Source organism: Pseudarthrobacter polychromogenes (assembly GCF_014644495.1).
In the GTDB taxonomy this organism is placed as follows: Bacteria; Actinomycetota; Actinomycetes; order Actinomycetales; family Micrococcaceae; genus Arthrobacter; species Arthrobacter polychromogenes.
The window spans coordinates 86,826-109,585 of sequence record NZ_BMKU01000006.1; the positions used below are offsets into that span (position 1 = coordinate 86,826).

The 22,760-nt window shown below is 65.5% G+C and carries 22 protein-coding genes; 15 read left to right on the forward strand and 7 right to left on the reverse strand.

Features of this window, described 5'->3' with window-relative positions:
- The first annotated feature begins 41 nt into the window (after positions 1–41).
- The 9 genes from IEX43_RS11420 (at position 42) to IEX43_RS11460 (ending at position 9,905) form a co-directional block, all read left to right on the forward strand.
- Positions 42–953 carry a sugar phosphate isomerase/epimerase family protein gene (locus IEX43_RS11420; RefSeq protein ID WP_188811135.1) on the forward strand — a complete coding sequence of 304 codons (912 nt, stop codon included), beginning with the start codon at positions 42–44 and terminating at the stop codon, positions 951–953.
- Between the two features lie 45 nt (positions 954–998).
- The gene (locus IEX43_RS11425; RefSeq protein ID WP_188811137.1) at positions 999–2,012 is read left to right on the forward strand and encodes a Gfo/Idh/MocA family protein; all 1,014 of its coding nucleotides are present in this window, start codon (positions 999–1,001) and stop codon (positions 2,010–2,012) included.
- 101 nt (positions 2,013–2,113) lie between these two features.
- The gene (locus IEX43_RS11430) at positions 2,114–2,989 is read left to right on the forward strand and encodes a sugar phosphate isomerase/epimerase family protein (RefSeq protein ID WP_188811139.1); all 876 of its coding nucleotides are present in this window, start codon (positions 2,114–2,116) and stop codon (positions 2,987–2,989) included.
- Positions 2,986–4,422 (forward strand): sugar porter family MFS transporter, encoded by a 1,437-nt coding sequence (locus IEX43_RS11435; RefSeq protein ID WP_229666421.1) that lies wholly within the window; start codon positions 2,986–2,988, stop codon positions 4,420–4,422. Before IEX43_RS11430 ends, IEX43_RS11435 begins: the two co-directional genes overlap by 4 nt.
- A gap of 253 nt (positions 4,423–4,675) precedes the next feature.
- A complete protein-coding gene (locus IEX43_RS11440) occupies positions 4,676–5,677 on the forward strand; it encodes a substrate-binding domain-containing protein (protein ID WP_188811141.1) in 1,002 nt (333 codons plus the stop codon).
- Between the two features lie 64 nt (positions 5,678–5,741).
- Positions 5,742–6,791 carry an ABC transporter permease gene (locus IEX43_RS11445; protein WP_188811144.1) on the forward strand — a complete coding sequence of 350 codons (1,050 nt, stop codon included), beginning with the start codon at positions 5,742–5,744 and terminating at the stop codon, positions 6,789–6,791.
- A 13-nt stretch (positions 6,792–6,804) separates the two neighbouring features.
- Entirely contained in the window at positions 6,805–7,740 is a 936-nt protein-coding gene (locus tag IEX43_RS11450; protein ID WP_188811146.1) for an ATP-binding cassette domain-containing protein, read from the forward strand.
- 87 nt (positions 7,741–7,827) lie between these two features.
- A complete protein-coding gene (locus IEX43_RS11455) occupies positions 7,828–8,820 on the forward strand; it encodes a Gfo/Idh/MocA family oxidoreductase (protein ID WP_188811149.1) in 993 nt (330 codons plus the stop codon).
- A 44-nt stretch (positions 8,821–8,864) separates the two neighbouring features.
- Positions 8,865–9,905: a Gfo/Idh/MocA family oxidoreductase gene (locus IEX43_RS11460; RefSeq protein ID WP_188811151.1), complete on the forward strand. Its 1,041-nt coding sequence runs from the start codon at positions 8,865–8,867 to the stop codon at positions 9,903–9,905.
- A 127-nt stretch (positions 9,906–10,032) separates the two neighbouring features.
- Here the strand turns inward: IEX43_RS11460 and iolB are convergent, their stop codons facing one another.
- Complete coding sequence (gene iolB, locus IEX43_RS11465) at positions 10,033–10,926, reverse strand: 5-deoxy-glucuronate isomerase (protein WP_188811152.1); 894 nt, start codon at positions 10,924–10,926, stop codon at positions 10,033–10,035.
- Between the two features lie 18 nt (positions 10,927–10,944).
- Positions 10,945–11,685, reverse strand: a complete 741-nt coding sequence (locus tag IEX43_RS11470; protein ID WP_188811329.1) for a GntR family transcriptional regulator — start codon at positions 11,683–11,685, stop codon at positions 10,945–10,947.
- 172 nt (positions 11,686–11,857) lie between these two features.
- Between IEX43_RS11470 and IEX43_RS11475 the strand changes: the two genes are divergently transcribed.
- A complete protein-coding gene (locus IEX43_RS11475) occupies positions 11,858–12,997 on the forward strand; it encodes an LOG family protein (protein ID WP_188811153.1) in 1,140 nt (379 codons plus the stop codon).
- A gap of 20 nt (positions 12,998–13,017) precedes the next feature.
- Here the strand turns inward: IEX43_RS11475 and IEX43_RS11480 are convergent, their stop codons facing one another.
- Both IEX43_RS11480 and IEX43_RS11485 read right to left on the reverse strand, forming a co-directional pair.
- The gene (locus tag IEX43_RS11480; RefSeq protein ID WP_377102782.1) at positions 13,018–13,950 is read right to left on the reverse strand and encodes a matrixin family metalloprotease; all 933 of its coding nucleotides are present in this window, start codon (positions 13,948–13,950) and stop codon (positions 13,018–13,020) included.
- Entirely contained in the window at positions 13,950–15,122 is a 1,173-nt protein-coding gene (locus IEX43_RS11485) for a VIT1/CCC1 transporter family protein (protein ID WP_188811154.1), read from the reverse strand. Before IEX43_RS11485 ends, IEX43_RS11480 begins: the two co-directional genes overlap by 1 nt.
- Before the next feature lie 244 nt (positions 15,123–15,366).
- Between IEX43_RS11485 and IEX43_RS11490 the strand changes: the two genes are divergently transcribed.
- Complete coding sequence (locus IEX43_RS11490; RefSeq protein ID WP_188811155.1) at positions 15,367–15,594, forward strand: hypothetical protein; 228 nt, start codon at positions 15,367–15,369, stop codon at positions 15,592–15,594.
- Positions 15,595–15,694: 100 nt separating this feature from the next.
- Here IEX43_RS11490 and IEX43_RS11495 read toward each other — a convergent pair whose 3' ends face one another.
- Entirely contained in the window at positions 15,695–17,212 is a 1,518-nt protein-coding gene (locus IEX43_RS11495) for a sodium:solute symporter family protein (RefSeq protein WP_188811156.1), read from the reverse strand.
- 268 nt (positions 17,213–17,480) lie between these two features.
- Between IEX43_RS11495 and IEX43_RS11500 the strand changes: the two genes are divergently transcribed.
- Positions 17,481–18,056, forward strand: coding sequence for a helix-turn-helix domain-containing protein (locus IEX43_RS11500; protein WP_104186205.1), 576 nt, complete (start codon positions 17,481–17,483; stop codon positions 18,054–18,056).
- 126 nt (positions 18,057–18,182) lie between these two features.
- Here IEX43_RS11500 and IEX43_RS20290 read toward each other — a convergent pair whose 3' ends face one another.
- Both IEX43_RS20290 and IEX43_RS11505 read right to left on the reverse strand, forming a co-directional pair.
- Positions 18,183–18,392: a DUF559 domain-containing protein gene (locus tag IEX43_RS20290; RefSeq protein ID WP_229666422.1), complete on the reverse strand. Its 210-nt coding sequence runs from the start codon at positions 18,390–18,392 to the stop codon at positions 18,183–18,185.
- Complete coding sequence (locus IEX43_RS11505) at positions 18,352–19,002, reverse strand: type IV toxin-antitoxin system AbiEi family antitoxin domain-containing protein (RefSeq protein ID WP_229666423.1); 651 nt, start codon at positions 19,000–19,002, stop codon at positions 18,352–18,354. The genes IEX43_RS20290 and IEX43_RS11505 overlap by 41 nt, the downstream gene beginning before the upstream one ends.
- A 320-nt stretch (positions 19,003–19,322) precedes the next feature.
- Here IEX43_RS11505 and speB point away from each other — a divergent pair, with 320 nt between their 5' ends.
- The 3 genes from speB to IEX43_RS11520 all read left to right on the forward strand — a co-directional run bounded on the left by speB (position 19,323) and on the right by IEX43_RS11520 (position 22,753).
- A complete protein-coding gene (gene speB / locus IEX43_RS11510; RefSeq protein WP_188811157.1) occupies positions 19,323–20,387 on the forward strand; it encodes an agmatinase in 1,065 nt (354 codons plus the stop codon).
- 4 nt (positions 20,388–20,391) lie between these two features.
- On the forward strand, positions 20,392–22,110 hold the full coding sequence (locus IEX43_RS11515; protein ID WP_229666424.1) for a thiamine pyrophosphate-binding protein: 1,719 nt from the start codon (positions 20,392–20,394) through the stop codon (positions 22,108–22,110).
- Positions 22,111–22,279: 169 nt separating this feature from the next.
- Positions 22,280–22,753 carry a MarR family winged helix-turn-helix transcriptional regulator gene (locus IEX43_RS11520; RefSeq protein WP_188811158.1) on the forward strand — a complete coding sequence of 158 codons (474 nt, stop codon included), beginning with the start codon at positions 22,280–22,282 and terminating at the stop codon, positions 22,751–22,753.
- Positions 22,754–22,760: the final 7 nt, after the last annotated feature.

Here is a 22,760-nt window from a genome sequence, read left to right on the forward strand (position 1 = left end):
CAAAACGGCACCTGCGGAGCAATCGATGAGAAGGAATGGCAATGACTGAGAACAAGCTGATCATCGGCACGGCGCCGGACTCCTGGGGAGTCTGGTTCGCGGATGACCCCAAGCAGACGCCCTGGGAACGGTTCCTCGATGAGGTGGCCGAGTCCGGCTACAAGTGGATTGAACTGGGCCCGTACGGCTACCTGCCCACCGATCCCACGCGGCTGGCAGAAGAACTGAACCAGCGCGACCTCAAGGTCACCGCCGGCACGGTGTTCACTGCCTTCCACCGTGGACTGGACCAGTGGGAATCCGCCTGGGAACCGGCCCGCAAAGTGGCCGAACTGACGGCGGCCATGGGCGGCGAGCACATCGTGGTCATTCCGGCCATGTGGCGAGACGACGTCACCGGCGAGGCGGTGGAGAGCGGCACCCTGACTGACAAGGCGTGGAGCGACCTTTTTGCCGGCCACAACCGCCTGGGCAAGACCCTGCTGGAGGATTTCGGCCTGAAGCAGCAGTTCCACTCCCACGCTGACTCCCACGTTGGCGCGCAGGAAGACATTGAAACCCTACTGGCCGCCACGGACCCGAGGTACCTGAACCTATGCCTGGACACGGGCCACGCCGAATACTGCGGTGCCTCAAGCCTCGAGCTGATCAAGAACTACCCGGACAGGATCGGCTACCTGCACCTGAAGCAGATCAACCCGGAGATCCTCAGGCAAGTCAACGAGGAAAACATGACCTGGGCTGCCGCCAACCTGGCCGGCGTCATGACCGAGCCGCCGAACGGGCTTCCCGACCTGCGCGCCGTCATCGAAGCGGTGGAGGCCCTCAACCGGCCCATGTTCGGCATCGTGGAACAGGACATGTACCCGGTAGCCTTCGATGTGCCCATGCCCATTGCCAAGCGCACCCGCAACTACCTGCTGTCCTGCGGTTCCCGAACCGCCGTCAACTGACAGCAACACCGCCGCATCCGCTAAGACCCCTGAAGGAACGAAACAATGACTGAAGCACTCCGCGTCGCCGTCATCGGCGCCGGGCGCATGGGCGCCGACCACATCCAGCGCCTTAACACCCGAATCCACGGAGCCGAGGTTGCCGCCGTCGTGGACGTTGACCTGGCCCGCGCACAGGCGGCAGTTGAAGGCATTCCGGGCGCCGTGGCCCTTGCCGACGCCGAGGAAGCCCTCAACAACGGCGACGTCAACGCAGTACTCATCGCCACGCCCGGCTTCCTGCACGAGGACATCCTGCTGAAGGCCATCGCCAAGGACATCCCGATCCTGTGCGAGAAGCCGCTGACCCCCGATGCCGAGTCCTCCTGGAAAATCGTGGAGGCTGAGGTTGAGCTGGGGCACAAACGCATCCAGGTGGGCTTCATGCGCCGCTTCGACGCCGAATACGCGGCCCTGGGCCAGATCATCCACAACCACGAGCTGGGCGAACTGCTGATGCTGCACCACCAGCACCGCAACCCCACCACGCCGCCGGGCTTCACCAACGAGATGCTGATCAACGATTCCGTGGTCCACGAGTTCGATGCCATCCGGTTCTTCACCGGAGAGGAAATCACCAGCGTCCAGGTCCGCATGGGGAAGGCCACCAAGAACGCCCCCGCCGGCCAGCACGACCCCCAGCACGTCCTGCTGGAAACGGAATCAGGCGTCCTGGCCGACGTCGAAATCTATGTCAACGCCAAATTTGGCTATGAGGTGGCCACCCAGGCCGCCTTCGAAGAGGGCATCGTCAACATCGGCGGGGACAAGGGCCCCTACACCCGCAGCGCCGGCCGCTGGGGCGGCAACGTCACCCCCGGATTCGAAGAGCGCTTCGGCGCGGCATACGACGTCGAAATCCAGTCATGGGTGGACGCTGCGCTGAAGGGCGAAATCGGCGGCCCCACCGCGTGGGACGGCTACGCCACCGCGGCGTGCTGCGAGGCTGGCGTCGAAGCGCAGAAGAGCGGCGAAAAGGTGGCCGTGAAGCTCGCCGCCAAGCCTGACCTATACCGCTAACCCGCGGAGTTTTTGTCCAGATACGCCGACTTCCGGGCCTTCCAACCCTGCGTATCTGGACAAAAACTCCCGCCTGACGGATCCATACATGGAGTGTTTACGTGAAAATCGCACTTGATCCCACCCCTTTCCACCACTCGCACAGCCTGCTGGAGTTCCCGAAGGTGGTGGCCGATCTCGGCTACAAGTACATGCAGATGACGCCGCACGCGGACTTCATCCCCTTCTACAACCATCCCAAAGCCGATGACGAACTGGTGGGCCAGCTCAGCAAAGCCTGCAGGGACGCGGGAATCGAAATTGCCTCCGTCCTGCCGGTGCTCCGCTGGTCCGGCCCGGACGAGGACGCCCGCGAAGCTGCTGTCCGTTACTGGAAGCGGGTCATCCAGATCACCGTTGACCTCGGCGTCGGCACTATCAACACCGAGTTCAGCGGCCGCCCCGAAAAGGCTGAGGAGTCCGAGCGGGCGTTCTACCGCTCCATGGAGGAGCTCCTGCCGATCATTGAACGCGAAGGCATCGACCTGCTCATTGACCCGCACCCGGACGACTTCGTAGAGGAAGGCCTGGCCGCAATCCGGGTCATCAGGGGACTGAACTCGAAGAATGTTGGCATGGTCTACGTGGCCTCGCACAGCTTCCACATGAAAAACGCCCCGCTGGACATCATGCGCGCGGCGGGGGACAAACTCCGCCTGGTTCACGTTGCGGACACCATGGACCACCACGCCTCACACGGGCTTCGCTACATCACCAACCCGCCGGGCAACCCCGTGCGCGTGCACCAGCACCTGAAGATCGGTGACGGCGACGTGAACTGGGACGAGTTCTTCGGCGGACTGAAGGAGATCGGTTTCCTGGACCGGGATGACACAGTGATGGTCTCCAGCGTCTTTGCAGAGGACGAGAACGCCGAGGACGTCTCCCGCTACCAGTTGGAGACCATACAGCAGTACGTCCAGAAAGCTACCGCATGAGTCTCTCCGGGAAGGTCGCGGCGGTAAAAGGGCAACAGCCTCCGAACCATAAGAGGGCGCTGCGGACCGCCACCATCATCTCCACGTTCGGCGGACTCCTCTTTGGCTACGACACAGGGGTCATCAACGGCGCGCTGCCGTACATGCAGGAGGATCTGGGCCTGACGCCCCTGACCGAGGGCCTGGTCACATCGTCGCTCCTCTTCGGCGCCGCGTTCGGTGCACTGTTCGGCGGCCGGCTGGCCGACCGGAACGGCCGCCGCAAGATGATCATGGTCCTCGCGGTCATTTTCCTTGTGGGCACGCTGGCGTGCACTTTCTCGCCAAACACCGAGGTTTTGATCGCCGCCCGGTTCATTCTCGGCCTCGCTGTGGGCGGTGCCTCCGTCACCGTGCCTGTGTATCTGGCCGAAGTTTCGCCCAGCGCACGGCGCGGACGGATCGTCACACAGAACGAACTGATGATCGTTACCGGGCAGCTGCTGGCCTTCATCTTCAACGCCTACCTGGGCAACACCTTCGGGGAGACCGGCGGCATCTGGCGCTGGATGCTGGTGATCGCCACCCTGCCGGCCATTGCACTGTGGATCGGGATGAATTTCATGCCCGAGAGCCCCCGATGGCTGGCCTCGATGGGAAGTTTCGGCGAAACCCTCAGCGTTCTCCAACGCATCCGCTCCCAGGCCGAGGCGCGAACAGAATTTGAGGAAGTCAAGGCCATGGCCGTCGAGGACTACAAGTCCAAGATGGGCTCCTGGAGGGACCTTGGGATCCCCTGGCTGCGGCGGATCTTTGTCGTGGGCCTCGGCCTGGCCGTGATCCAGCAGATCACGGGCGTGAACTCCATCATGTACTACGGCACCCAAATCCTCGCCCAATCCGGATTCGGGCGCGAGGCTGCGCTGACCGCCAACATTGCCAACGGCGTCATCTCTGTCCTCGCGACGTTCGTGGGAATTTGGCTGCTCGGCAAGGTGGGCCGCCGTCGGATGCTTATCACTGGGCAGATAGGCACGACGACGGCGCTGCTGCTGATCGGCCTGTTCTCGCTGATCCTGCCTGAAGGCTCAGCCCGTGGTTTCGTTATTCTGTCCCTGACTGTGACCTTCCTGGCCTTCCAGCAGGGTGCCATCTCACCGGTCACGTGGCTGATGCTCTCCGAGATTTTCCCGCTCAAGATCCGCGGGCTCGGCATGGGCGCCTCCGCCTTTGTCCTTTGGATCGTCAACTTCATGGTGGGGTTCGGATTTCCGCAGCTGCTGGCGGCGATCGGTCTGTCCAGCACCTTCTTTGTGTTCGCCGTGCTCGGAGTGGGCGCCATAGCGTTTGCCGCCAAGTACGTTCCCGAGACCAAGGACAAGAGCCTTGAAGACGTGGAGCACTACTTCAAGAACGTGGCCGGGACGCAGCCGGAGGCCGTCGCGGGCCAATAAGAACACCTAACCGTAAAGGGCACCGTCGTCTCCCGAGACGAAGGTGCCCTTTTGGGTTTCACAGAGGGTGCCAGCGGCCCGTATGCCGCGGACACCGCCCGGTTTTCACGGACGTTAGCGCCCACATTACGTGCGTACATACTAATGTCAGGACAAACTATTGACATGTGTGGTTCAAGTCACCATGATCGTAGTAAGCACATTCCGGCGACTGCACCGTGGCAGTCCGGAGCTGATATCAAAGGAGATACTCGTGGCTAGATTTTCCTGGCGTAAAGCAACACTTGTAGCGGCTGTCGTGCCGATGCTGGCACTGAGTGCCTGTTCGAGCACCGGAGGCAGGACCGAGGAGGCCGGCGGCGCAGCAGGCGGCGGCCAGGTCGCGACAACAGAACGCATGAAGGTTGCCCTCATCACCCACGCCGCTCCCGGTGACACCTTCTGGGACATCCTCCGCAAGGGTGCCGAAGAAGCAGCTGCAAAGGACAACGTGGAATTGCTCTACACCTCGGATCCTGAGGGCGGACGCCAGGCCCAGCTGATCCAGCAGGCAATCGACCAGAAAGTCGGCGGCATCGCCGTGACATTGGCCAAGCCGGACGCCCTCAAGGACGTCCTCAAGAAGGCAGTGGACGCCGGCATCCCCGTAGTCAGCCTGAATTCAGGTGCTGATATTTGGCAGCAGGTAGGCGCCTTCACCCACTTCGGATCGGACGAGAACCTCGCGGGTGCGGCCGTGGGGGAGAAGCTGTCCTCGCTGGGAGCAAAGCGCCCCATCTGCGTGATCATGGAACAGGGCAACGTGGCACTGGATGCCCGGTGTGCCGGCGTGAAGTCCAAGATTCCGGCTACGGAGAACCTGTTTGTCCAGGGAACCGACATGACCCAGGTTTCCTCCACAGTCACTGCGAAACTCCAGGCCACCCCGGATGCAGACGCCATCATCGGACTGGGAGCGCCGTTCACGCTGACCATCAACAAGGCAGTGGAGTCCCTCAGCCTGCAGGACAAGGTCAAAGTAGCCTCCTTCGACATGAACGGTGAACTGGCCCAGGCCATCATCGACGGCAAGGTTGCCTTCACCGTCGACCAGCAGCCGTGGCTCCAGGGCTATGGAGCCGTCGACGCCCTCTGGCAGGTCAAGCGGGGCGGCATCCACGTAGGTGGCGGGCTTCCGGTGCTGACCGGCCCGTCGATCATCGATCAGGCAGCAGCTCCTGACGTCCTCAAATTCGCCAAGGAAGGCATCCGCTAAGGATGCTTTGAGCGGGTTCCGGGGCCCTTGCGGCTCCGGAACCCGCCATAGCAGGAGAATCCCCATGACCCAGACCCTGACCAAACCCTCCGTCCCCGCGACCGATGAACGCATCGGTAAGCGCAGCCCCCTCCAGAAACTGCTCGGCCGCCCTGAGGTCGGCGCCCTGGTGGGCGCCATCGTCCTCTTCGTTTTCTTCGCCGTGGTTTCCCCGACCTTCCTGCAGCCTTCGTCCTTCGCGACCGTTCTGTACGGCAGCTCAACCATCGGAATCATGGCCGTCGGCGTCGCGCTGCTTATGATCGGCGGCGAGTTCGACCTTTCCACAGGTGTCGCCGTCATTAGTTCGGCCCTTACCGCCTCGATGTTCAGCTGGTACTTCAGCACCAACGTCTGGGTTGGTGTGGCCCTGGCACTGCTGGTTTCCCTGGCCATCGGATACATCAATGGCTGGATCCTGATGAAGACCAAACTACCCAGCTTCATCGTCACCCTGGCCACGTTCCTGATGCTGACCGGCCTGAACCTGGGCCTGACCCGCATGATCGGCGGCGGCGTATCTTCCCCCTCGATCTCGGACATGGACGGCTTCGCCTCCGCCCGCGCGGTGTTCGCGTCATCAGTGAGGATCGGCGGGATTGATGTCCAGATCACCGTATTCATCTGGATTGCCCTTGTGGCAGTGGCCACCTGGGTCCTGATGCGGACCCGCGTGGGGAACTGGATCTTCGCCGTCGGCGGTGATGCGAATGCGGCCCGTGCCGTGGGCGTTCCGGTCAAGGCCACCAAGATCGGGCTGTTCATGGCAGTTGGTTTCTGCGGCTGGATCCTGGGCATGCACAACCTGTTTGCCTTCGACGCGGTGCAGTCCGGTGAGGGTGTGGGCAACGAGTTCCTCTACATCATTGCCGCTGTGATCGGCGGGTGCCTTCTCACCGGCGGCTACGGTTCGGCTGTTGGCGGCGCCATCGGCGCGTTCATCTTCGGCATGGCCAACAAGGGCATCGTCTACGCACAGTGGAACCCGGACTGGTTCAAGTTCTTCCTGGGCCTGATGCTCCTGCTGGCCACCATCGTCAACCTCATCGTCAAGCGCCGCGCGGAACTGAAGTAAAGGGGTCCGGAAAATGAATGCCCAAAAAATCGACCAGCGCACATTGCTGCAAAACGAAAAAGATCCGCTCACGCATACTCCGGTGCACCTGCTGTCGCTTGATGCCGTAGGCAAGCACTACGGCAACATCGTGGCACTGAAAGATGTCACGATGGCAGTCGACAACGGCCGTGTCACCTGCGTGCTCGGTGACAACGGCGCCGGCAAATCCACGCTCATCAAGATCATCGCCGGACTACACCAGCACGACGCCGGAACGCTGAACATCATGGGCGAGGAGCGGAAGTTCGATTCGCCCCGTGATGCACTGGATGCAGGCATCGCCACTGTCTACCAGGACCTGGCGGTGGTGCCGCTGATGCCGATCTGGCGCAACTTTTTCCTTGGCTCTGAACTGACCAGCGGTTTCGGTCCTTTCAAGAGCATGGATGTCCAAAAGATGAAGGACATCACCAAAAAGGAACTCGCCGAGATGGGCATCGACCTCCGCGACGTGGAACAGCCCATCGGCCAGCTCTCCGGCGGTGAGAGGCAGTGCGTGGCCATTGCCCGCGCCGTCTACTTCGGCGCCAAGGTCCTGATCCTGGACGAGCCGACGGCGGCGCTCGGCGTGAAGCAGTCGGGCGTAGTTTTGCGATACATCCTCCAGGCCAGGGACCGGGGACTCGGGGTCATCTTCATCACCCACAACCCGCACCATGCCTTCCCCGTGGGGGACCGGTTCCTGCTGCTCAAGCGGGGCAAGTCCATCGGCTACTACGACAAAAAAGACATCACCCTGGACGAGCTCACCGCGCAGATGGCCGGCGGCGCTGAACTTGCCGAACTTGCGCACGAACTCGAACAGCTCGGCGGCCACAGTGATGTGGTCAAGGAAGTGCAGGCAGAGGTCGCTGACGTCACCCACGGCACAGAGACGCCAAAGCAAAGCGGCCCCCGGCACGCCTAGCACGGACCGGAGCGGGGCCCGCCGGAAAGCCGGACGGGCCCCGCTCAACATTGCGCACAGACAACGAACAGCAGACAGGAAGACATCATGCCGATCCGGGTGGGCGTCATCGGCGCCGGAGTCATGGGCGCAGACCACATCAGGAACCTTTCCGCCGCCGTCAACGGTGCGGAAGTCACCTTCGTGGCAGACCTCGACGCCGGGCGGGCAGCGGCAGCTGCGCCGCCTGCGGCCCGGACCACCACGGACCCCTCGGAACTGATCAACTCGAGCGAGGTGGACGCCGTCGTCATCGCCTCGCACGACTCCACCCATGCCGGACTGGTGCTGGAATGCTTCGAAGCGATGACGCCTGTGCTGTGTGAGAAGCCCCTGGCACCTACGATCCTGGAAAGCCTCGATGTGGTGGAGGCTGAGGCGGACATCCTGGCCGCCACCGGCGGCAGGCTGCTGTCCATGGGCTTCATGAGGCGGTTCGATCCGGGCTACGCCGCACTGCGCGAAGCCACGCGGGTCCGCAACTACGGCGAACCGCTGATGGTCCACTGCACCAGCCGCACGGCAACTGCGGGCCCCGGTGCCAGCTCTGAATCAGCCATCACCAATTCAGCCATCCACGAGTTCGACATCATCCCCTGGCTGCTGGGCACGCCCATCGCCGAAGTTTCATGGCAAGCGGGGCGCAGCTCCCGGCACAGCACCGGAGACCTGCAGGACCCTGCGCTTATGCTCCTCCGGACGGCCGACGGCACCCTTGCCATCCTTGAACTGTTCCTGAATGCGCAGTACGGCTACACCACCAGGTGCGAGGTGGTGTCCGAGCATGGTTCGGCTGCCCTCCCCGAGCCCGCAGCACTGGTGGTCCACCACGAAGGCCAGCAACGGTCCGGCATCCCGGCCGACTGGCGACCACGCTTCGCCGACGCCTACCGCCTGCAGCTCCAGGCCTGGATCTCCGCCCTGGAACGCGGCGAAACCGCGCCGCTCGCCACCGGGGAGGATGGCCTGCGGGCGTCGCGGGTGGCCCAGGCCATGATCCGTTCGCTGCACAGCGACGGAGCCTTCACGAAGGTGATCTAGTGATGGCTCAATTTCCCTGGTGAAGACAGAACGAAGGAAGAACTGTGAAGGATTTAACTCTTGGGCTGGTGGGCGTAGGCCGAATCGGCGCCATGCACGCGGACAACATCTCGGCGCTCAACGGCGTACTTAATGCTGAGGACATCAATGTCCGGCTCCGGCTGACGGACGTCGCCGAAGAGCACGCCAGGGCCGTGGCTGCCAGAGTGGGTGCCGAGTTCCTGCCGTCCGTGGAAGCACTGCTCGCCTCGGGCTTGGACGGGCTGGTCATCGCCACCGGCACAGGCACTCATCCCGGCCTGATCAAGGCGGGGGTGGACGCTGGAATCCCGGTCTTCTGCGAGAAGCCGGTGGCACTGGACGTGGCGGACGCCCTGCCGGTCCTCGAGTATGTCCGGGAGCGTCAGGGAGTGGTGCAGATCGGCCATCAGCGGCGCTTTGACCCCGGCTATCTCGAAGCACGGCGTGCCTACCAGGCCGGTGAGCTTGGCTGGATCCATTCACTGCGGGCCGTCACCTGCGACATGGCACCGCCGCCCGTCGAGTTCCTGGCTGGCTCGGGCGGACTTTTCCGGGACTGTTCCGTGCACGACTTCGACATCCTCCGCTGGCTGACGGGCAGGGAGATCGTGGAGGCCTATGCGAAGGGCTCCAACAACGGGGACCCGGCCATCGGGGCTGTTGGGGACGTGGACACGGCCCTCGCCCTGGTGACGTTCGACGACGGCACGGTGGGGACAGTCTCGGCCACACGCTACAACGGGGCCGGCCACGACGTCCGGCTCGAAATCCAGGGCTCCAGGGGATCGCTGCTGGTGGGCCTGGACGACAGGACCGCATTGGCCTCGGCCGAAGCGGGCGTTGCCTTCCCCGCTGGACAACCGCACCAGACCTTCGCCGAAAGGTTCGATGCCGCGTACCGGGCCGAGATGGCGGCGTTTGTGGAGCTGATCCTTGGCCTTCGGGACAACCCGTGCACGCCTGAGGATGCGGTGGCAGCTTCACGCGTGGCGGATGCTGCCCAGGAGTCGCTGCGCAGCGGATCCCCGGTGAGGGTGGAGCTGGACCCGGCCGTCGCGGGCTGACCTCCGGGTGTGAGTTTTTGTCCAGATATGCAGGGTTGGAGGCCCTTAAAGCCTGCATATCTGGACAAAAACTCCTGCCGGCTGGGGACCCGCGCATCACCAGGGCTATGTCACGGACCTGGCGGGGTCAGGCGCCGAACGGGAGCCGCGGATCGATGTCCTGGCCGTCCCATGCCTGGCGCACCCAGCCGTGGTGGGGGTCGTCGCTGATGAGCCATTCGCGCACGGGCCCCGGCCCGGCCATGACGTTCAAGTAGTAGAGGTCGTACCCGGGTGCGGCCATGGCAGGACCGTGCCAGCCGTAGGGAACCAGGACGACGTCGCCAGTGCGCACCTCCGCCGACACGTCGATGGGACGCTCGTCCGAGGCGTAGACGCGCTGGTAGCCGATGGCGTCCGCATCCGCCGGCGCCGCTGAGCCTTCCGCCACGCGCGTCTCGAAGTAGTAGATCTCCTCGAGGCGGGTCTCGCCGTCCTTCTCCTCGTCGTGCTTGTGCGGGGGATAGGAGGACCAGTTGCCTGCTGGGGTGAGGACCTCGCAGACGATGAACCGGTCGGCTTCCAGTGCGGCCGGTGTGCCGAAGTTGTGGACCTGGCGGGAGCAGTTGCCGGCGCCGCGCAGCTCAACCGGGGTTTCCGCGGCGGTCACCAGCCGGGTGGGGTACGCGTCCTGTGCCGGGGCAGTGGCTACCGCCACCCTCCCGCCGTCAGCCGACGCGATGCTGACGGCGCGTCCGGTGCCCGAGTACAGAACATCGCTGGGGCCGTGAAACACGGACGCGCGCCCGTCCAGTCGGTATTCGGTGCCATCGACCGTGACCGTGAAGGATCCGTTAAGGGGCACCACAATGCGTTCCTCATCGGCGGCGGGAAGGACGACGTCGGCCCCTGCGGCGAGCGTGGCCACCTTCAGCCCGGTGTGTGCCCAGCCGTCCACGGACAGGGATGAGTCCGCGGTCCCGATCGAGACGTCCCATGTGCCGTCGGTGGCGGTGCCCAGTGGATAGACCCAGTTGGTCATGGAGTGTGGCTCCTTGCGTTAGCGCTGTACGAGTGTCATTTCAAAGCTGTAGGAATCCCCGCGGTACACGTGGTGCCCGGTTTCCACGCGGCGGCCGGTGTCATCCGTGGCGGTACGCTCCATGGTGACCAGGGCGGATCCGGGCGCGGTCTCGAGGAGGGAGGCCTGGTAGTCGTTGGCCACCACGGCGCCGATGCGCTGGTTGGCGAGCCGGAAGTTCACGCCCCCGCGGCGCAGGATGGCGTAGAGGCCTTCCGCCGACAGCGTGGCTTCATCCATCTCGGCGATGTCATCACGGACCCAGTTCTCCATGAGCGCCAAGGGTTTGCCTGCCACTTTCCGCAGCCGCGTGAAGTGGTAGACCTTGGAGCCGGCAGGCAACTGGAGGGTGGCCAGGGTGGCCTCGTCGGCCTCCACATGGGCGAAGCTCAGGACGTCGGTGGTGGGCTTCTTGCCGTTGTTGGTGAGGTCGTCGTAGAGGCTGGAGAGCTCGAGCGGACGGCGCACCTGGCTCGATACAACCTGGGTTCCGACGCCGCGTTTACGCACCAGCAGCCCGGACCGGACCAGTTCATCCATGGCCTTGCGCATCGTGGGGCGCGAGAGGTTCAGCTGTGCCGCCAGGTCGATTTCGTTATCAAGCCGGCTGCCGGGCTCCAGCACGCCGCTGAAAATGGCGGCTTCGATCCCCTGCACCACCTGGTGGTAAAGCGGGACGGGGGAGGAGCGGTCGATGCTGAGACCCAGGTTGTGCGCCACGGTACTTCCCTCATGTTCCTTGTTGCGGGACGTCGTCGCCCGGGTGGGGCGGGAACGGCCGCTTTGCCGCCATATGTTCTCTTGATAGGACATACTTTTCTTCTTCTCTGATCCTAGCAGCCGCGCCATCCGGGTCAAGGGGAGCGGGCCCGCGTTGCTTTAGGTTTAGACAGTGAACCTCTCCGGAAACGTGGGCCCCCACCCGCACAACCTTGAAGTGCAGGACCTGGACAGCTTCGACCGCCTGGTCAGCGCCGGTGCGGTGGACATGCGCGGTTGGCACGCGCAGTCCCTGGACCTGCGGGGGAGGACCGGCGCACTGCAGAGCCTGCGCGTGGAGGGTGCCATCTTCCTGGGCTGCACCTTCGACGACGGCGTGGAAGACCTGCTGCGCCGACGGGGCGCGCTGATCTTCCCGCGGCTGGAAACCGTGCCCTTCAACCCCTACCGGGCCGCCTTGTACTCGCCCCAGGAACTGTACGCCGGGCTGCCCGACGCCCCCTACGAAGCCCTTCCGGACGCCCGGATCTACCAGTGGAGCATCCAGCCCGGCATGCGGCACCGGCTGGACGCCACCCTGGCCTCAGCGTTGCACGACCACGCCATCGGTGACGCCTTGGACGATATGACCCGGACAGGCCCGTTGCACGGCCGGGCCATGGTGGGTGTCATGGGCGGGCATGCCGCACAGCGCGGCAGCAGCGGGTTTGCCCAGGCCGCCCTGCTGGGCAGGCTCCTCGCGCAGGACGGGTACGTGGTGGCCACCGGCGGGGGACCGGGGGCCATGGAGGCGGCAAACCTCGGCGCGTACCTCAGTGAAGTGGACGACGACGGCGTGCAGGCTGCGCTGGACATCCTCGCCTCCGTCCCCGGCTTCCGTCCCTCGGTGTCCGCGTGGGCGCGTGCGGCGGCCGCCGTCGTCGAACGCTTTCCGGGCGGTACGCCGTCGCTCGGGATCCCCACCTGGTTCTACGGGCACGAGCCGCCCAACTACTTCGCCACGCACATCGCAAAATACTTTGCGAACGCCATCCGGGAGGCGATCCTGCTGGAACTGTGCACGGGAGGAATCGTGTTCCTGCCGGGAGCTGCCGGCACCGTCCAGGAGATCTTCCAGGATGCGTGCGAAAACTACTACGGGGCACGGGAAAAGGTGACGCCCATGGTGCTGGTGGGCCGGCACCACTGGGAACGCCAGTACCCGGCCTGGCCCATGCTGCAAAGCCTTGCGGCCGGCCGGCCGATGGAGGACCGGATTTTCCTGGTGGACACTGTCCAGGAGGCGGTGGAGGTGCTGCGGCTGCCCGCCTGAGCCGTGGAGCAGCCGGCCGGTCAGAGATCCTTCCGGCACTGCGCCTTGCTGAGCTCGTAGAGCCCGTTGAGGTCCCCGGCGGACAATCCCTCGGGGGTGCCGATCTCGGGATACATCAGCTGGGTGGGGTCAGCCACGTGGTCGAGGCCCATCACGTGGCTGAGCTCATGCAGGATCACGGCACGTGCGTACAGGTGGCCGTCCGGGTTCAGCAGTTCATCGGCGATCTGCGGCGCGTCCAGGTCCAGGCCGCCCGTGACAAAGGCCTTGGGGCCGTCGTCGTAACTGAAATGGGTGCTGCCCCCGGTGCCGATCACCTTGCCCTTGAGCTGCGGAGCCACCTCCGGTGTTGTCCAGGCGATCAGCAGCGGCGCCCAGCGCTCGCCGTAGGCCTCGGGCTGGTACGGCGGACGTTGGGGGGAGGGCTGCTCTGCGGTGGTGCCGTCGTAGATGAACCGCATGCCGGTGGCGGCGGAAATGGTGGCGATGGATTCGGTGACCAGCTGCTGCGAGCCGGCCGGTGCGAGCTCGTCATTGATGACGTAGTGCAGCGGCCTGCAGGGGGAATACCCCACCGGGCTGCCGTCCCCGTTGACGGCGAGGAAGCGGTAGGAATCGCTGCCCAGCGGCGGAGGGTCTGCGGCGGCCAGGGGAGCGTCAGACTCCTCCAGCCCCGGGGGAGGCGCGCCCAGCCGGCCCTCGGCCCGGGGCGCCTGGCCTGCTTCCCCTGCAGTGCCCGGGTCCTGCTGCCCCGCGGACTGCCCGATTCCCGGGCCGATCCGGACGTCCAGCAGCTCTTTGAAGCGAGGGTCGTTCAGTGCCAGTGCTGCTCCGAACACAGCGCCCGCGGTCAGCGCGGCGGTGAGAATAAGCTCCACGCCCCGGCGCACGCCCAGGCGGGCTTTGGTCCCCGCATGGCGCGACGGCGCGCGGTGCGGCGGCCGGTTTTCCACTAGCCTACGACGGTGCCGAAGGCCAGCCCCAGCAGGTAGGTGATGGCCGCAGCGCCCAGGCCGATGGCCAGCTGGCGGAGTCCACGCGTCAATGGCGACGTGCCGGAGAGCAGGCCCACCGTGGCGCCGGTGACCAGGAGGGCGAGGCCCACCAGAATGCCGGCCGCCACCAGGGCGGCAACCCCGGTCAGGCCAAACAGGAACGGCAGGATGGGCACGATCGCACCGGAGGCGAAGAAGCAGAAGCTGGACAGGGCCGCGCCCCACGCGGTCCCCACTGCTTCATGCTGGTCCTCGACGTCGGGCAGTTCCGGCTGCAGCGACAGGCTGGGATCGCAGTCGCAGGGCAGCAGGCCCATGCGTTCGGCCACCCGGTGCTGGGCCGCTTCCTGGGTCATGCCCCGGGCCAGGTACACCAGCAGCAGTTCGTTGTGTTCCAGGTCCAGCTTGGGGGCCGCCAGCAGGGTGACCTGGGTGGGGCGCGTCGCCGCGAGCAGTTCGCGCTGCGACCGGACGGAGATGAACTCGCCGGCGCCCATGGACATGGCGCCGGCCAGCAGCCCCGCGATTCCGCTGAGCAGCACCACACTGCTGGCGACACCGGACGCGGCCATGCCCATCACCAGGGACAGGTTGCTGACCAGGCCGTCATTCGCGCCGAACACGGCGGCGCGGAAGGTGCCCGCGAGGCGGTTGCGTCCCCGGGTTGCCAGCCCCCGGACCACTTCCTCGTGGATCTGCTCGTCCGCCGCCATCGCCTCCGTGGCGTTGGGGTCCTTGGCGTAAGGGGAGCGGCCTTCTGCGCGCTGGGCCAGGGCCAGCACAAACACCGACCCGAAGTGGCGGGCCAGGAACCCCAGCATCCGGCTGCGCAGCGAGGCACGCCGGGGCTTGCCCGCCCGTTCCCCCAGCAGTCCCAGCCAGTGAGCTTCGTGGCGGCCCTCGGCTTCGGCCAGGGCCAGGAGGATGTCGCGCTCTTCGCCCTGGCGGTTCTGTGCCAGGTCCCGGTAGACGGCGGCTTCCGCCCGTTCGTCCGCGAGGTATTGCCGCCACCGCTTGACGTCCGACGGCGATGGCTGGGCCTGCTGCCGGGCGCCGGCTGGTTCCTGGGGTGCTGAAGGTTGCGACGCTTCTGGTGTGGCGTGGCGGTTGAACCTGGCGTGCTGAGACACGGAAACTCCTGGGCTGGATGGGGCATGGCGCGGCCCCATTGCAGTGCAAGCTTACTGCGAAAATCCGCGGATTTTTGGCCGGTCAGCCTCCTCCGGATATTTCGGTGCGCCGTAAACCGGACGGGATATTTAGGTCCCGTGGCGCGCTATTGACCACCCTTCGGTGCGGTGCTGTGATGAAGGTGTGGCGCGTCCAGCGCCCTCACTGAAAGAGCACGTCAGGCGAACAAACGGAGGTTCAATCATGAGCACCACCGGACAGCACCCGGACATGCCGCACCTGGATGCCGTAGAGGCGGATCCCGCCTATGACTACGCCGAGGATGCACCGGTAGTTGAGGACGACTGGGATACCGAGGACGACCTCCTGGACGAGGAGGAGCCGGTGGTCCAGGTTCCTCCCGTCGTGGTCGACGCCGAGGACCGCGTGGTCCCGCTGGATGACCCTGACGAGGTCCGCGAAACCGATTAGGAAACCAGGACTAAACGACGGCGGCACCTCCCCTTCGCCGGAAAGCGAAGGGGAGGTGCCGCCGTCGTGCCCTGTTCCTGCTGTTCTACCCTGCCGGGGCCTAGCGGGCAGCGGTGGGAAGGGGCGATTCTTCCGCGGCCTGCCCGGCCACGCGGCGCTGCCAGTTGCGCATAACCTGCGGGTCGGTTGGTTTGGTCAACAGGGAAACCGCGACGTAGACCAGGGCGGACGCCAGCAGGCCGTAGTAGATGGGCTCGTTGGCGTAGATGCCGTCCAGCGGTGCCTCGGCGTTGATTTCCAGGACGATCATGGTGCCCAGCGTCACCACGGAACCCACAGCCATGGATGCGGCCGCGGCGATGCCCGTACCGCGCTTCCAGACCAGTCCGCCGAGGATCGCCACGAGGAGGCCGCCCACCAGGATGTCGTAGGCAATAGTCAGGGCTGCCACCACGTCCTTGGTGATGATGGCGATGACGATCGCGATGATTCCCAGGGCAAGGACCCAGATGCGGTTGGCCTTGACGTCGTGCTCAGGGTTGTCCGAGTCCTCCGTGTTTATGTCCCTGCCAAACCAGCTGGCAACGAACGGCAGGACGTCGGCGCGGGCCACGGTTGCGGCGGCGATAAGGGCGCCCGATGCGGTGGACATCATCGCTGCCACCGCTGCTGCCAGGACCAGCCCGCCGATGCCGACGGGCAGCAGGGTCTGGGCCACCTCGGCGTAGACGTCGTCCTTGACTGCGATGTCGATGCCGGATAGGGCCACGCTGGCGGCCATGCCGATCAGGGCGCCGGCAACGCCATAAAGAATGCAGTAGATGCCTGCGGTGGCGCCGCCCCAGCGCGCCACGTTGGGCGTTTTCGCCGTGAAGACGCGCTGCCAGATGTCCTGGCCGATCAGCAGGCCCAGGGTGTAGACGACGAAGTAGGTGATGATCGTCTGGACACCGATGCCGTCAATCTGGAAGAAACTCTCGTCCACCCGGCTGCGGATGCCCTCAAAGCCGCCCGCCGCGTTGAGCGTGAAGGGCAGCATCAGGAAGAAGATGCCCACGGTCTTGATGATGAACTGCACCTGGTCGGCCAGGGTAATGGACCACATGCCGCCCACTGTGGAGTAGACCAGAACGATGGCTCCGCCAACGCCTATCGCAATCGGACGCTCCCAGTCGAAGAGCACCACGAAGATGGTGGCGTAGGCGCCGGTGGATGTGGCGCACAGCATCAGGGTGTAGGCGAGCATGACAATGCCGGAGGCCTCCGTGGCCCTGCTGCCGTAGCGCAGGGTGAGCATCTGGGACACCGTGTAGATCTTCAGCTTTTGGATGGTCCCGGCAAAGAGGAGGCTCAGCAGCAGGACGCCGGCGCCGATGGCCACCACCAGCCACATGCCGGAGATGCCGAACTTGTAGCCGAGGCCCACGCCGCCCACGGTGGAGGCGCCGCCCAGGACGACGGCGGCCATGGTTCCGGTATAGAGGAAGGGGCCGAGGCGGCGGCCGGCAACCAGGAAGTCGCTGTTGTTCTTGGTACGGGACTTGCCCCACCAGCCGAAGGCCAGCATCGCGAGCAGGTACACCACCACGATGGCGATGTTGATGAAACTTGCATCCATGTTGGGCTCCTTGGAGCGTGTTGGCAGCGTGGCGCACGCCGGAAGGAAGGTGGACCGGGCGCCGCTGCAGGATTTGGGGGAGTGAGGGGGGATTCTCGGCTATTGCTCTATAGGCAACAAGTGTTTCCAAAGCGTAGGCTGTGACGGTGATAACAGTCAAGACCGCGTTGGACTCCGGGCCACGCGTGCAATGAGGCGTCACAGAAGGGGCCGGCCACTAGTATTGCTCCAAAGTGGGGCCGGGCTGCCGGCCATGAAAGGTTCGTAGATGAAGGCACTGCCAGTTGAGCCGAGCAACGTCCCAGTGGCCATCGGCTCGAGGATCCGGGCCGCCCGGCAGTCGCAGCGGCTGACCATTGAGCAGGTTGCTGACGCGACGGGGCTGACCAAGGGGTTCCTCAGCAGGGTGGAGCGCGACCTTACGTCCCCGTCCGTGGCCTCCCTGGTCACGCTGTGCCAGGTCCTCTCGGTCTCCGTCGGCGACCTGTTTGCGGCGCCCGAGACGCACCTGACCAAGCGCAATGACGGGCCGCGGATCTCGCTGGGCGGGCAGGGCATCGTGGAGCGGCTCCTCACCGCGCGCTCGGAGCGGCGCGTCCAGATCATCCAGGCCTGCATTGAACCGCACGGCCGCGGCGAATCCGAGCTCTACGCGGTGGACTGCGACGTTGATGTCCTCCATGTGATCAAGGGCAGCATCCGGCTGATCCTCACCAACGAGGAATACGACCTCAGTGCCGGGGACACCGTCACCTTTCCCGGCCGTGAGCCGCACACCTGGATCAACCCCACCGACAAGCCCGTTGAGGTTCTGTGGGTCCTGGTGCCGGCCGCCAGCCGGTAACTCCCGCCTGTCCGGCCGTCCTGTGCGCTCCCGCCCAGTTGCCCGGCCGCCCTCCGGGGATTTGCGCTGCTCCGCGCCCGGCCGGCCCTCGCCCGCCGCAGGAAACTGGGCGGGAGCGTCCGAGGGTCAGCCTCGGGTTGCCAGTGCAGCCCTGATCTCGGAGACAACCTGCTCTTGGTTGAACCAGATGTGCTCGGGCATGTAGCGGAGAACGGCGTAGCCCTTAACCGTGGAGGAATTATTCCTGTCCCGGTCCCTGAGCATGTCCGCCCGCTTGGAGTGGAACGCGTAGCCGTCAATCTCCACGATAAGGAAGCCGTTGAGGAGGAAGTCCACATACCCGCCCGATTCCGGGTATGTGGACCTGAACTTCAAAGTCGATGCCGTTTACCCGGAAAAGGTGCTGGGCGTCCACTTCAACGATGGATTCGGCGCGGAGATCCAGGTCCTGGAGAGCCCGCAGTGCCGGCGCGGACCGGTCCGCGCGGAGTTCCTGTTTCAGGAGCTCCAAAGGCAGGCTGTAGAGCCGGATGGCCGACGTCGCCAGGGCAGTTGACGCTGGCGGCGGCAGGCATCCCAGCGCGTGCAGCACGACGTCTTCGACGCCCGCCAGCGGCAGGGTTGGGTGGCCGCTGAAGCGCACCGATCGGTGCCGGATGAACCCTGCGCCGTGGCCATGGTTGCAGGCCAGATGCAGTTGGAGTGGCGCCTTCCTGAGCCAGAGTCCATAGTGCGGCGCTGCGCTCGCGCAGGTCAGCCGCGCGTTGTGATGGATGGCTGCCGCCAGCTCTTTGTTGCAGTTGGGCGCGAGGAAGACTCCGCGCTTGGGTTGGTGGGCGCCACGCTGCGTGAGCCGGGCTATGTCCCTTCGCGAGTACCCGGCGTCGAGCAATTGGGCCGTCCGGGCGACTCCGCCGGCTTGTTTCAGGTGCTCGAGGATGTCCATCTGGCAATTCCAGTCGGACGGGACCGGCAATTGGAACAGTGCCCGGGCCGTATGTGGATTCGGTGGGCAGCGCTCTGCCGTACGTTCCTGCCCAGTTGGTGGCGGGCGCCCGGGCAGTCCTTTCCGGCTGAGCGCGGCCGGCCCGCGGACCGCGTGGTGCGGCAGGGTCGGGGTCCGGTGGCAACTGGGGAGGAACGCGCGGCGAGAGTGGATCCAGGACGGGACCATGCCGATGAAGTAAACAAGTGGTGCACATGAGGAAACCACCTGTATGATTGCAGTCACACCAGTCCCTCAACTCCTCGAAGGAGAGGCCTCTATTGGAAGAGCTGCGCATCGAAGCCAACGGCAACCTTGGCCCCATCGATTCATCCCGGATTCCCCGTTACGCGGGAGCTGCCACCTATGCCCGCCTTCCCCGCCTGGACCAGGTGGCAAAGGCCGATGTCACGGTGGTGGGCGTGCCCTTCGATTCCGGCGTCTCCTACCGCCCGGGTGCCCGGTTCGGCGCCAACCACGTCCGTGAAGCAAGCCGGCTGCTGCGCCCGTACAACCCGGCATGGGACGTCAGCCCCTTCGAGAACATCCAGGTAGCCGACGCCGGGGACATGGCCGTCAACCCGTTCAACATCAACGAGGCCATCGAAACCATTCAGCAGAACGCCCTGGACCTCACGGCGGGCGGCGGCAAACTGGTGACCCTGGGCGGTGACCACACCATCGCTTTGCCGCTCCTCCGCGCCGCTGCCGAGCGTGCCGGCGGGCCCATCGCCATGCTGCACTTTGATGCGCACCTGGATACCTGGGACACCTACTTCGGGGCCGAGTACACGCATGGCACCCCGTTCCGCCGGGCCGTCGAGGAAGGCATCCTGGACACGGAAGCCATCAGCCACATCGGCACCCGCGGCCCCCTCTACGGCAAAAAGGACCTCGACGACGACCATCGCTTCGGGTTCGGCATCGTCACCTCTGCCGACGTCTACTACCAGGGCGTCCTGGAAACCGTGGCCAAGGTCCGTGACCGGATCGGCAACCGCCCGCTGTACATCTCCGTTGACATCGACGTCCTGGACCCCGCCCACGCCCCGGGCACCGGCACCCCCGAAGCGGGCGGCATCACCAGCCGCGAGCTGCTGGAAATCATCCGCGGCTTCCGCGGCATGAACCTCGTGGGAGCGGACATCGTGGAGGTGGCCCCCGCCTACGACCACGCCGAGATTACCGGCGTGGCCGCCAGCCATGTCGCCTACGAACTGGTCACCCTGATGGCCGACAACGCCGTGCCAGGCGACCGCTTCGGAGAAGCCAACGGTTACGCCGCCCAGGCCCTCGGCCAGGAATCCCGCCGCCCGGCAGGCTTCGCCCCGGCAGGCAAGGAGTAGCCGGATGGGCGACGTCACTGCGGGCGCGGCTGCCGCACCCGCTGCAAAGAATCCGGGCCCGGGAGTGCGCAACGGCGGGGACCTCGTCGTCGAAACCCTTGAGGCGCTGGGCGCCAAAACCGTCTTTGGCATCCCGGGCCAGCACGCCTTGGGACTCTTCGATGCCATGGGCCGCGGCAACCTGCAGTTCGTCTCCTCCCGGGTGGAAAACAACAGTGCCTTTGCCGCGGACGGGTATTCCCGGGCGACGGGCGAGGTGGGAGTCCTGTTCCTGTCCACCGGCCCCGGCGCGCTGACGTCCCTGGCCGGGCTGCAGGAAGCCTACGCCACGGGGGTTCCCATGGTTGTGGTGGCCAGCCAGATCCCGCTCGAGGGCCTGGGGGCCAGGCGCAAGGGCATGCTGCACCAGCTCGATGACCAGAAGGCGTCGGCGGCCAACGTCACCAAGAGCCAGCGGCTGATCCAGCACGCGTCCGGCATCCCGTCTGCAATCCAGGACGCCTGGACCGAGGCGATCTCCTCGCCCCAGGGTCCCGTCTGGCTGGAGATCCCGCAGAACGTCCTGCTCGATCCCATCCTGGTGCCCCCGGTGGAGGATGCGCTCGCCGAGGCGGCGGACAATCCGCCCCGGGTGGAGCTGGTCCGGGAAGCGGTGAAATGGCTGCAGTCCGCGGAACGTCCGGCCATCATCGCCGGCGGCGGCACGCGGCGGGGCCGGGCCGAAAAGTCCCTGCTCTCAATTGCCGAGAAGCTTCGTGCACCCGTGATCTGCACGCCGGGCGGAAACGGTGCCTTCCCCTGGAACCACGAGCTCTCGCTGCAGTCCTGGATCGAGGACCGCTACATGACCGACCTGCTGGAGGACGCGGACGTCCTGGTGGTCATCGGATCATCCCTGGGCGAGGTCACCTCCAACTACTTCACCTTCGAACCGCACGGCCGGATCATCCAAATCGACGCCGAACCAAGGGTCTTAGAGTCCAACCGCCCCGGGCTGGGGATCCGGGCAGACGCAGGCCAGGCGCTCGCCGCCCTTGACGAAGCCCTGGACTCCGGGGCCGGCCGGGCCGCGCCCGCCTGGCACGGAAAACCGCCCGAGGAACTGGTCAAGGAATCCCTGGCGAAGGTCCGCGCACGCCTGGAGTCGCAGGACCTGGCCAAGGAACTGACGTTCATGGCGGACATCCGCGAGGCGGTACCGGCGGACATGCAGACCTTCTGGGACATGACCATCGCGGCATACTGGGGCTGGAGCTGCTGGGACGCCCGCGAGGGCCAATTCCATTCGGCCCAGGGCGCCGGCGGGCTGGGCTTCGGCTTCCCGGCAGCCATCGGAGCGGCCGTGGGACTCGAAACGGTGGGCAGGCCCGCTGGCTCTGCGCGGGTCCTGGCCGTATCCGGTGACGGATCCTCGATGTATTCCATCTCTGAACTTGCCACCGCGAAGCAGCACAACGTTCCGGTCACCTGGCTGATTGTGGACGACGGCGGCTACGGCATCCTGCGCGAATACATGGTGGGCGCCTTCGGCAAAGCCACGGCCACCGAACTGGCCCGCCCGGACTTCGTCAAACTTGCCGAAGCTTTCGGTGTGTCTGCCGTTAAGGTGGCGCCAGAGGACGTGGGGGACGCGCTGAAGGCAGGCTTCGCTGCTGACGGGCCGAACGTCGTCGTGGTGGAAACCCTGCTGAAGATGTTTGCGCCCACGCACCTGGCGGAATGACCCGCCACTGCTCCTGACCAGCCCCTCCTCCTGACCTTGGTCTCCTTGAGGCCCCAGCTCGCACAGAGCTGGGGCCTTTCGCGTGCACCCCAGCAAGCGATTAGTTTCCCAAAGCAACAACTTTTAATATATAGTTGCTTCAGGCAAACAACTGAGGAGCCCTTCAACCATGGCAGTAGCGCCGGACACGGCAGCAGATCTTGTGTACCAGATCTTCGACCTCCAGCGGGCGGTGCGGTGCATCGCAACCGCCAGCGTGCGTGGGCAGGACACGGGGGTGGCGCTCCAGGGCGTGCTGCGCTTCGTGGGGGAGGGGGAGTCCCGGGCCACGCGGCTCGCCGAGCGGCTGGGAGTCAGCGCGCCGGTGCTCAGCCGGCACATCGCGGACCTGGAGGAGCACGGGCTGGTGGTCCGCAGGCAGGACCCCGACGACGGCCGGGCCCAGCTGGTTGCCCTGACGGCCCTGGGAGCGGAAAAACTCCGCCACATCGAGGACCAGCGGACGGCGGTCCTGCAGGAGTACCTGCGCGACTGGAGCGAGGAAGACGCCGGCAACACGGCCAGAATCCTGCACAAACTCACCGATTCACTCAAGCAATCAGCCCGGGCAACGGCGGCCGGCACCATCACAACCACCGCTTAGGAGCAGA

What these genes read in the sequence shown, in the direction of transcription:
- IEX43_RS11420 (WP_188811135.1), top strand. Translation starts at nt 42, where the DNA reads ATGACTGAGAACAAGCTGATCATCGGCACGGCGCCGGACTCCTGGGGA.
- IEX43_RS11425 (WP_188811137.1), top strand. Translation starts at nt 999, where the DNA reads ATGACTGAAGCACTCCGCGTCGCCGTCATCGGCGCCGGGCGCATGGGC.
- IEX43_RS11435 (WP_229666421.1), top strand. Translation starts at nt 2,986, where the DNA reads ATGAGTCTCTCCGGGAAGGTCGCGGCGGTAAAAGGGCAACAGCCTCCG.
- IEX43_RS11445 (WP_188811144.1), top strand. Translation starts at nt 5,742, where the DNA reads ATGACCCAGACCCTGACCAAACCCTCCGTCCCCGCGACCGATGAACGC.
- IEX43_RS11450 (WP_188811146.1), top strand. Translation starts at nt 6,805, where the DNA reads ATGAATGCCCAAAAAATCGACCAGCGCACATTGCTGCAAAACGAAAAA.
- IEX43_RS11455 (WP_188811149.1), top strand. Translation starts at nt 7,828, where the DNA reads ATGCCGATCCGGGTGGGCGTCATCGGCGCCGGAGTCATGGGCGCAGAC.
- iolB (WP_188811152.1), bottom strand. Translation starts at nt 10,926, where the DNA reads ATGACCAACTGGGTCTATCCACTGGGCACCGCCACCGACGGCACATGG.
- IEX43_RS11490 (WP_188811155.1), top strand. Translation starts at nt 15,367, where the DNA reads ATGAGCACCACCGGACAGCACCCGGACATGCCGCACCTGGATGCCGTA.
- IEX43_RS11495 (WP_188811156.1), bottom strand. Translation starts at nt 17,212, where the DNA reads ATGGATGCAAGTTTCATCAACATCGCCATCGTGGTGGTGTACCTGCTC.
- IEX43_RS11500 (WP_104186205.1), top strand. Translation starts at nt 17,481, where the DNA reads ATGAAGGCACTGCCAGTTGAGCCGAGCAACGTCCCAGTGGCCATCGGC.
- IEX43_RS11505 (WP_229666423.1), bottom strand. Translation starts at nt 19,002, where the DNA reads ATGGACATCCTCGAGCACCTGAAACAAGCCGGCGGAGTCGCCCGGACG.
- IEX43_RS11515 (WP_229666424.1), top strand. Translation starts at nt 20,392, where the DNA reads ATGGGCGACGTCACTGCGGGCGCGGCTGCCGCACCCGCTGCAAAGAAT.
- IEX43_RS11520 (WP_188811158.1), top strand. Translation starts at nt 22,280, where the DNA reads ATGGCAGTAGCGCCGGACACGGCAGCAGATCTTGTGTACCAGATCTTC.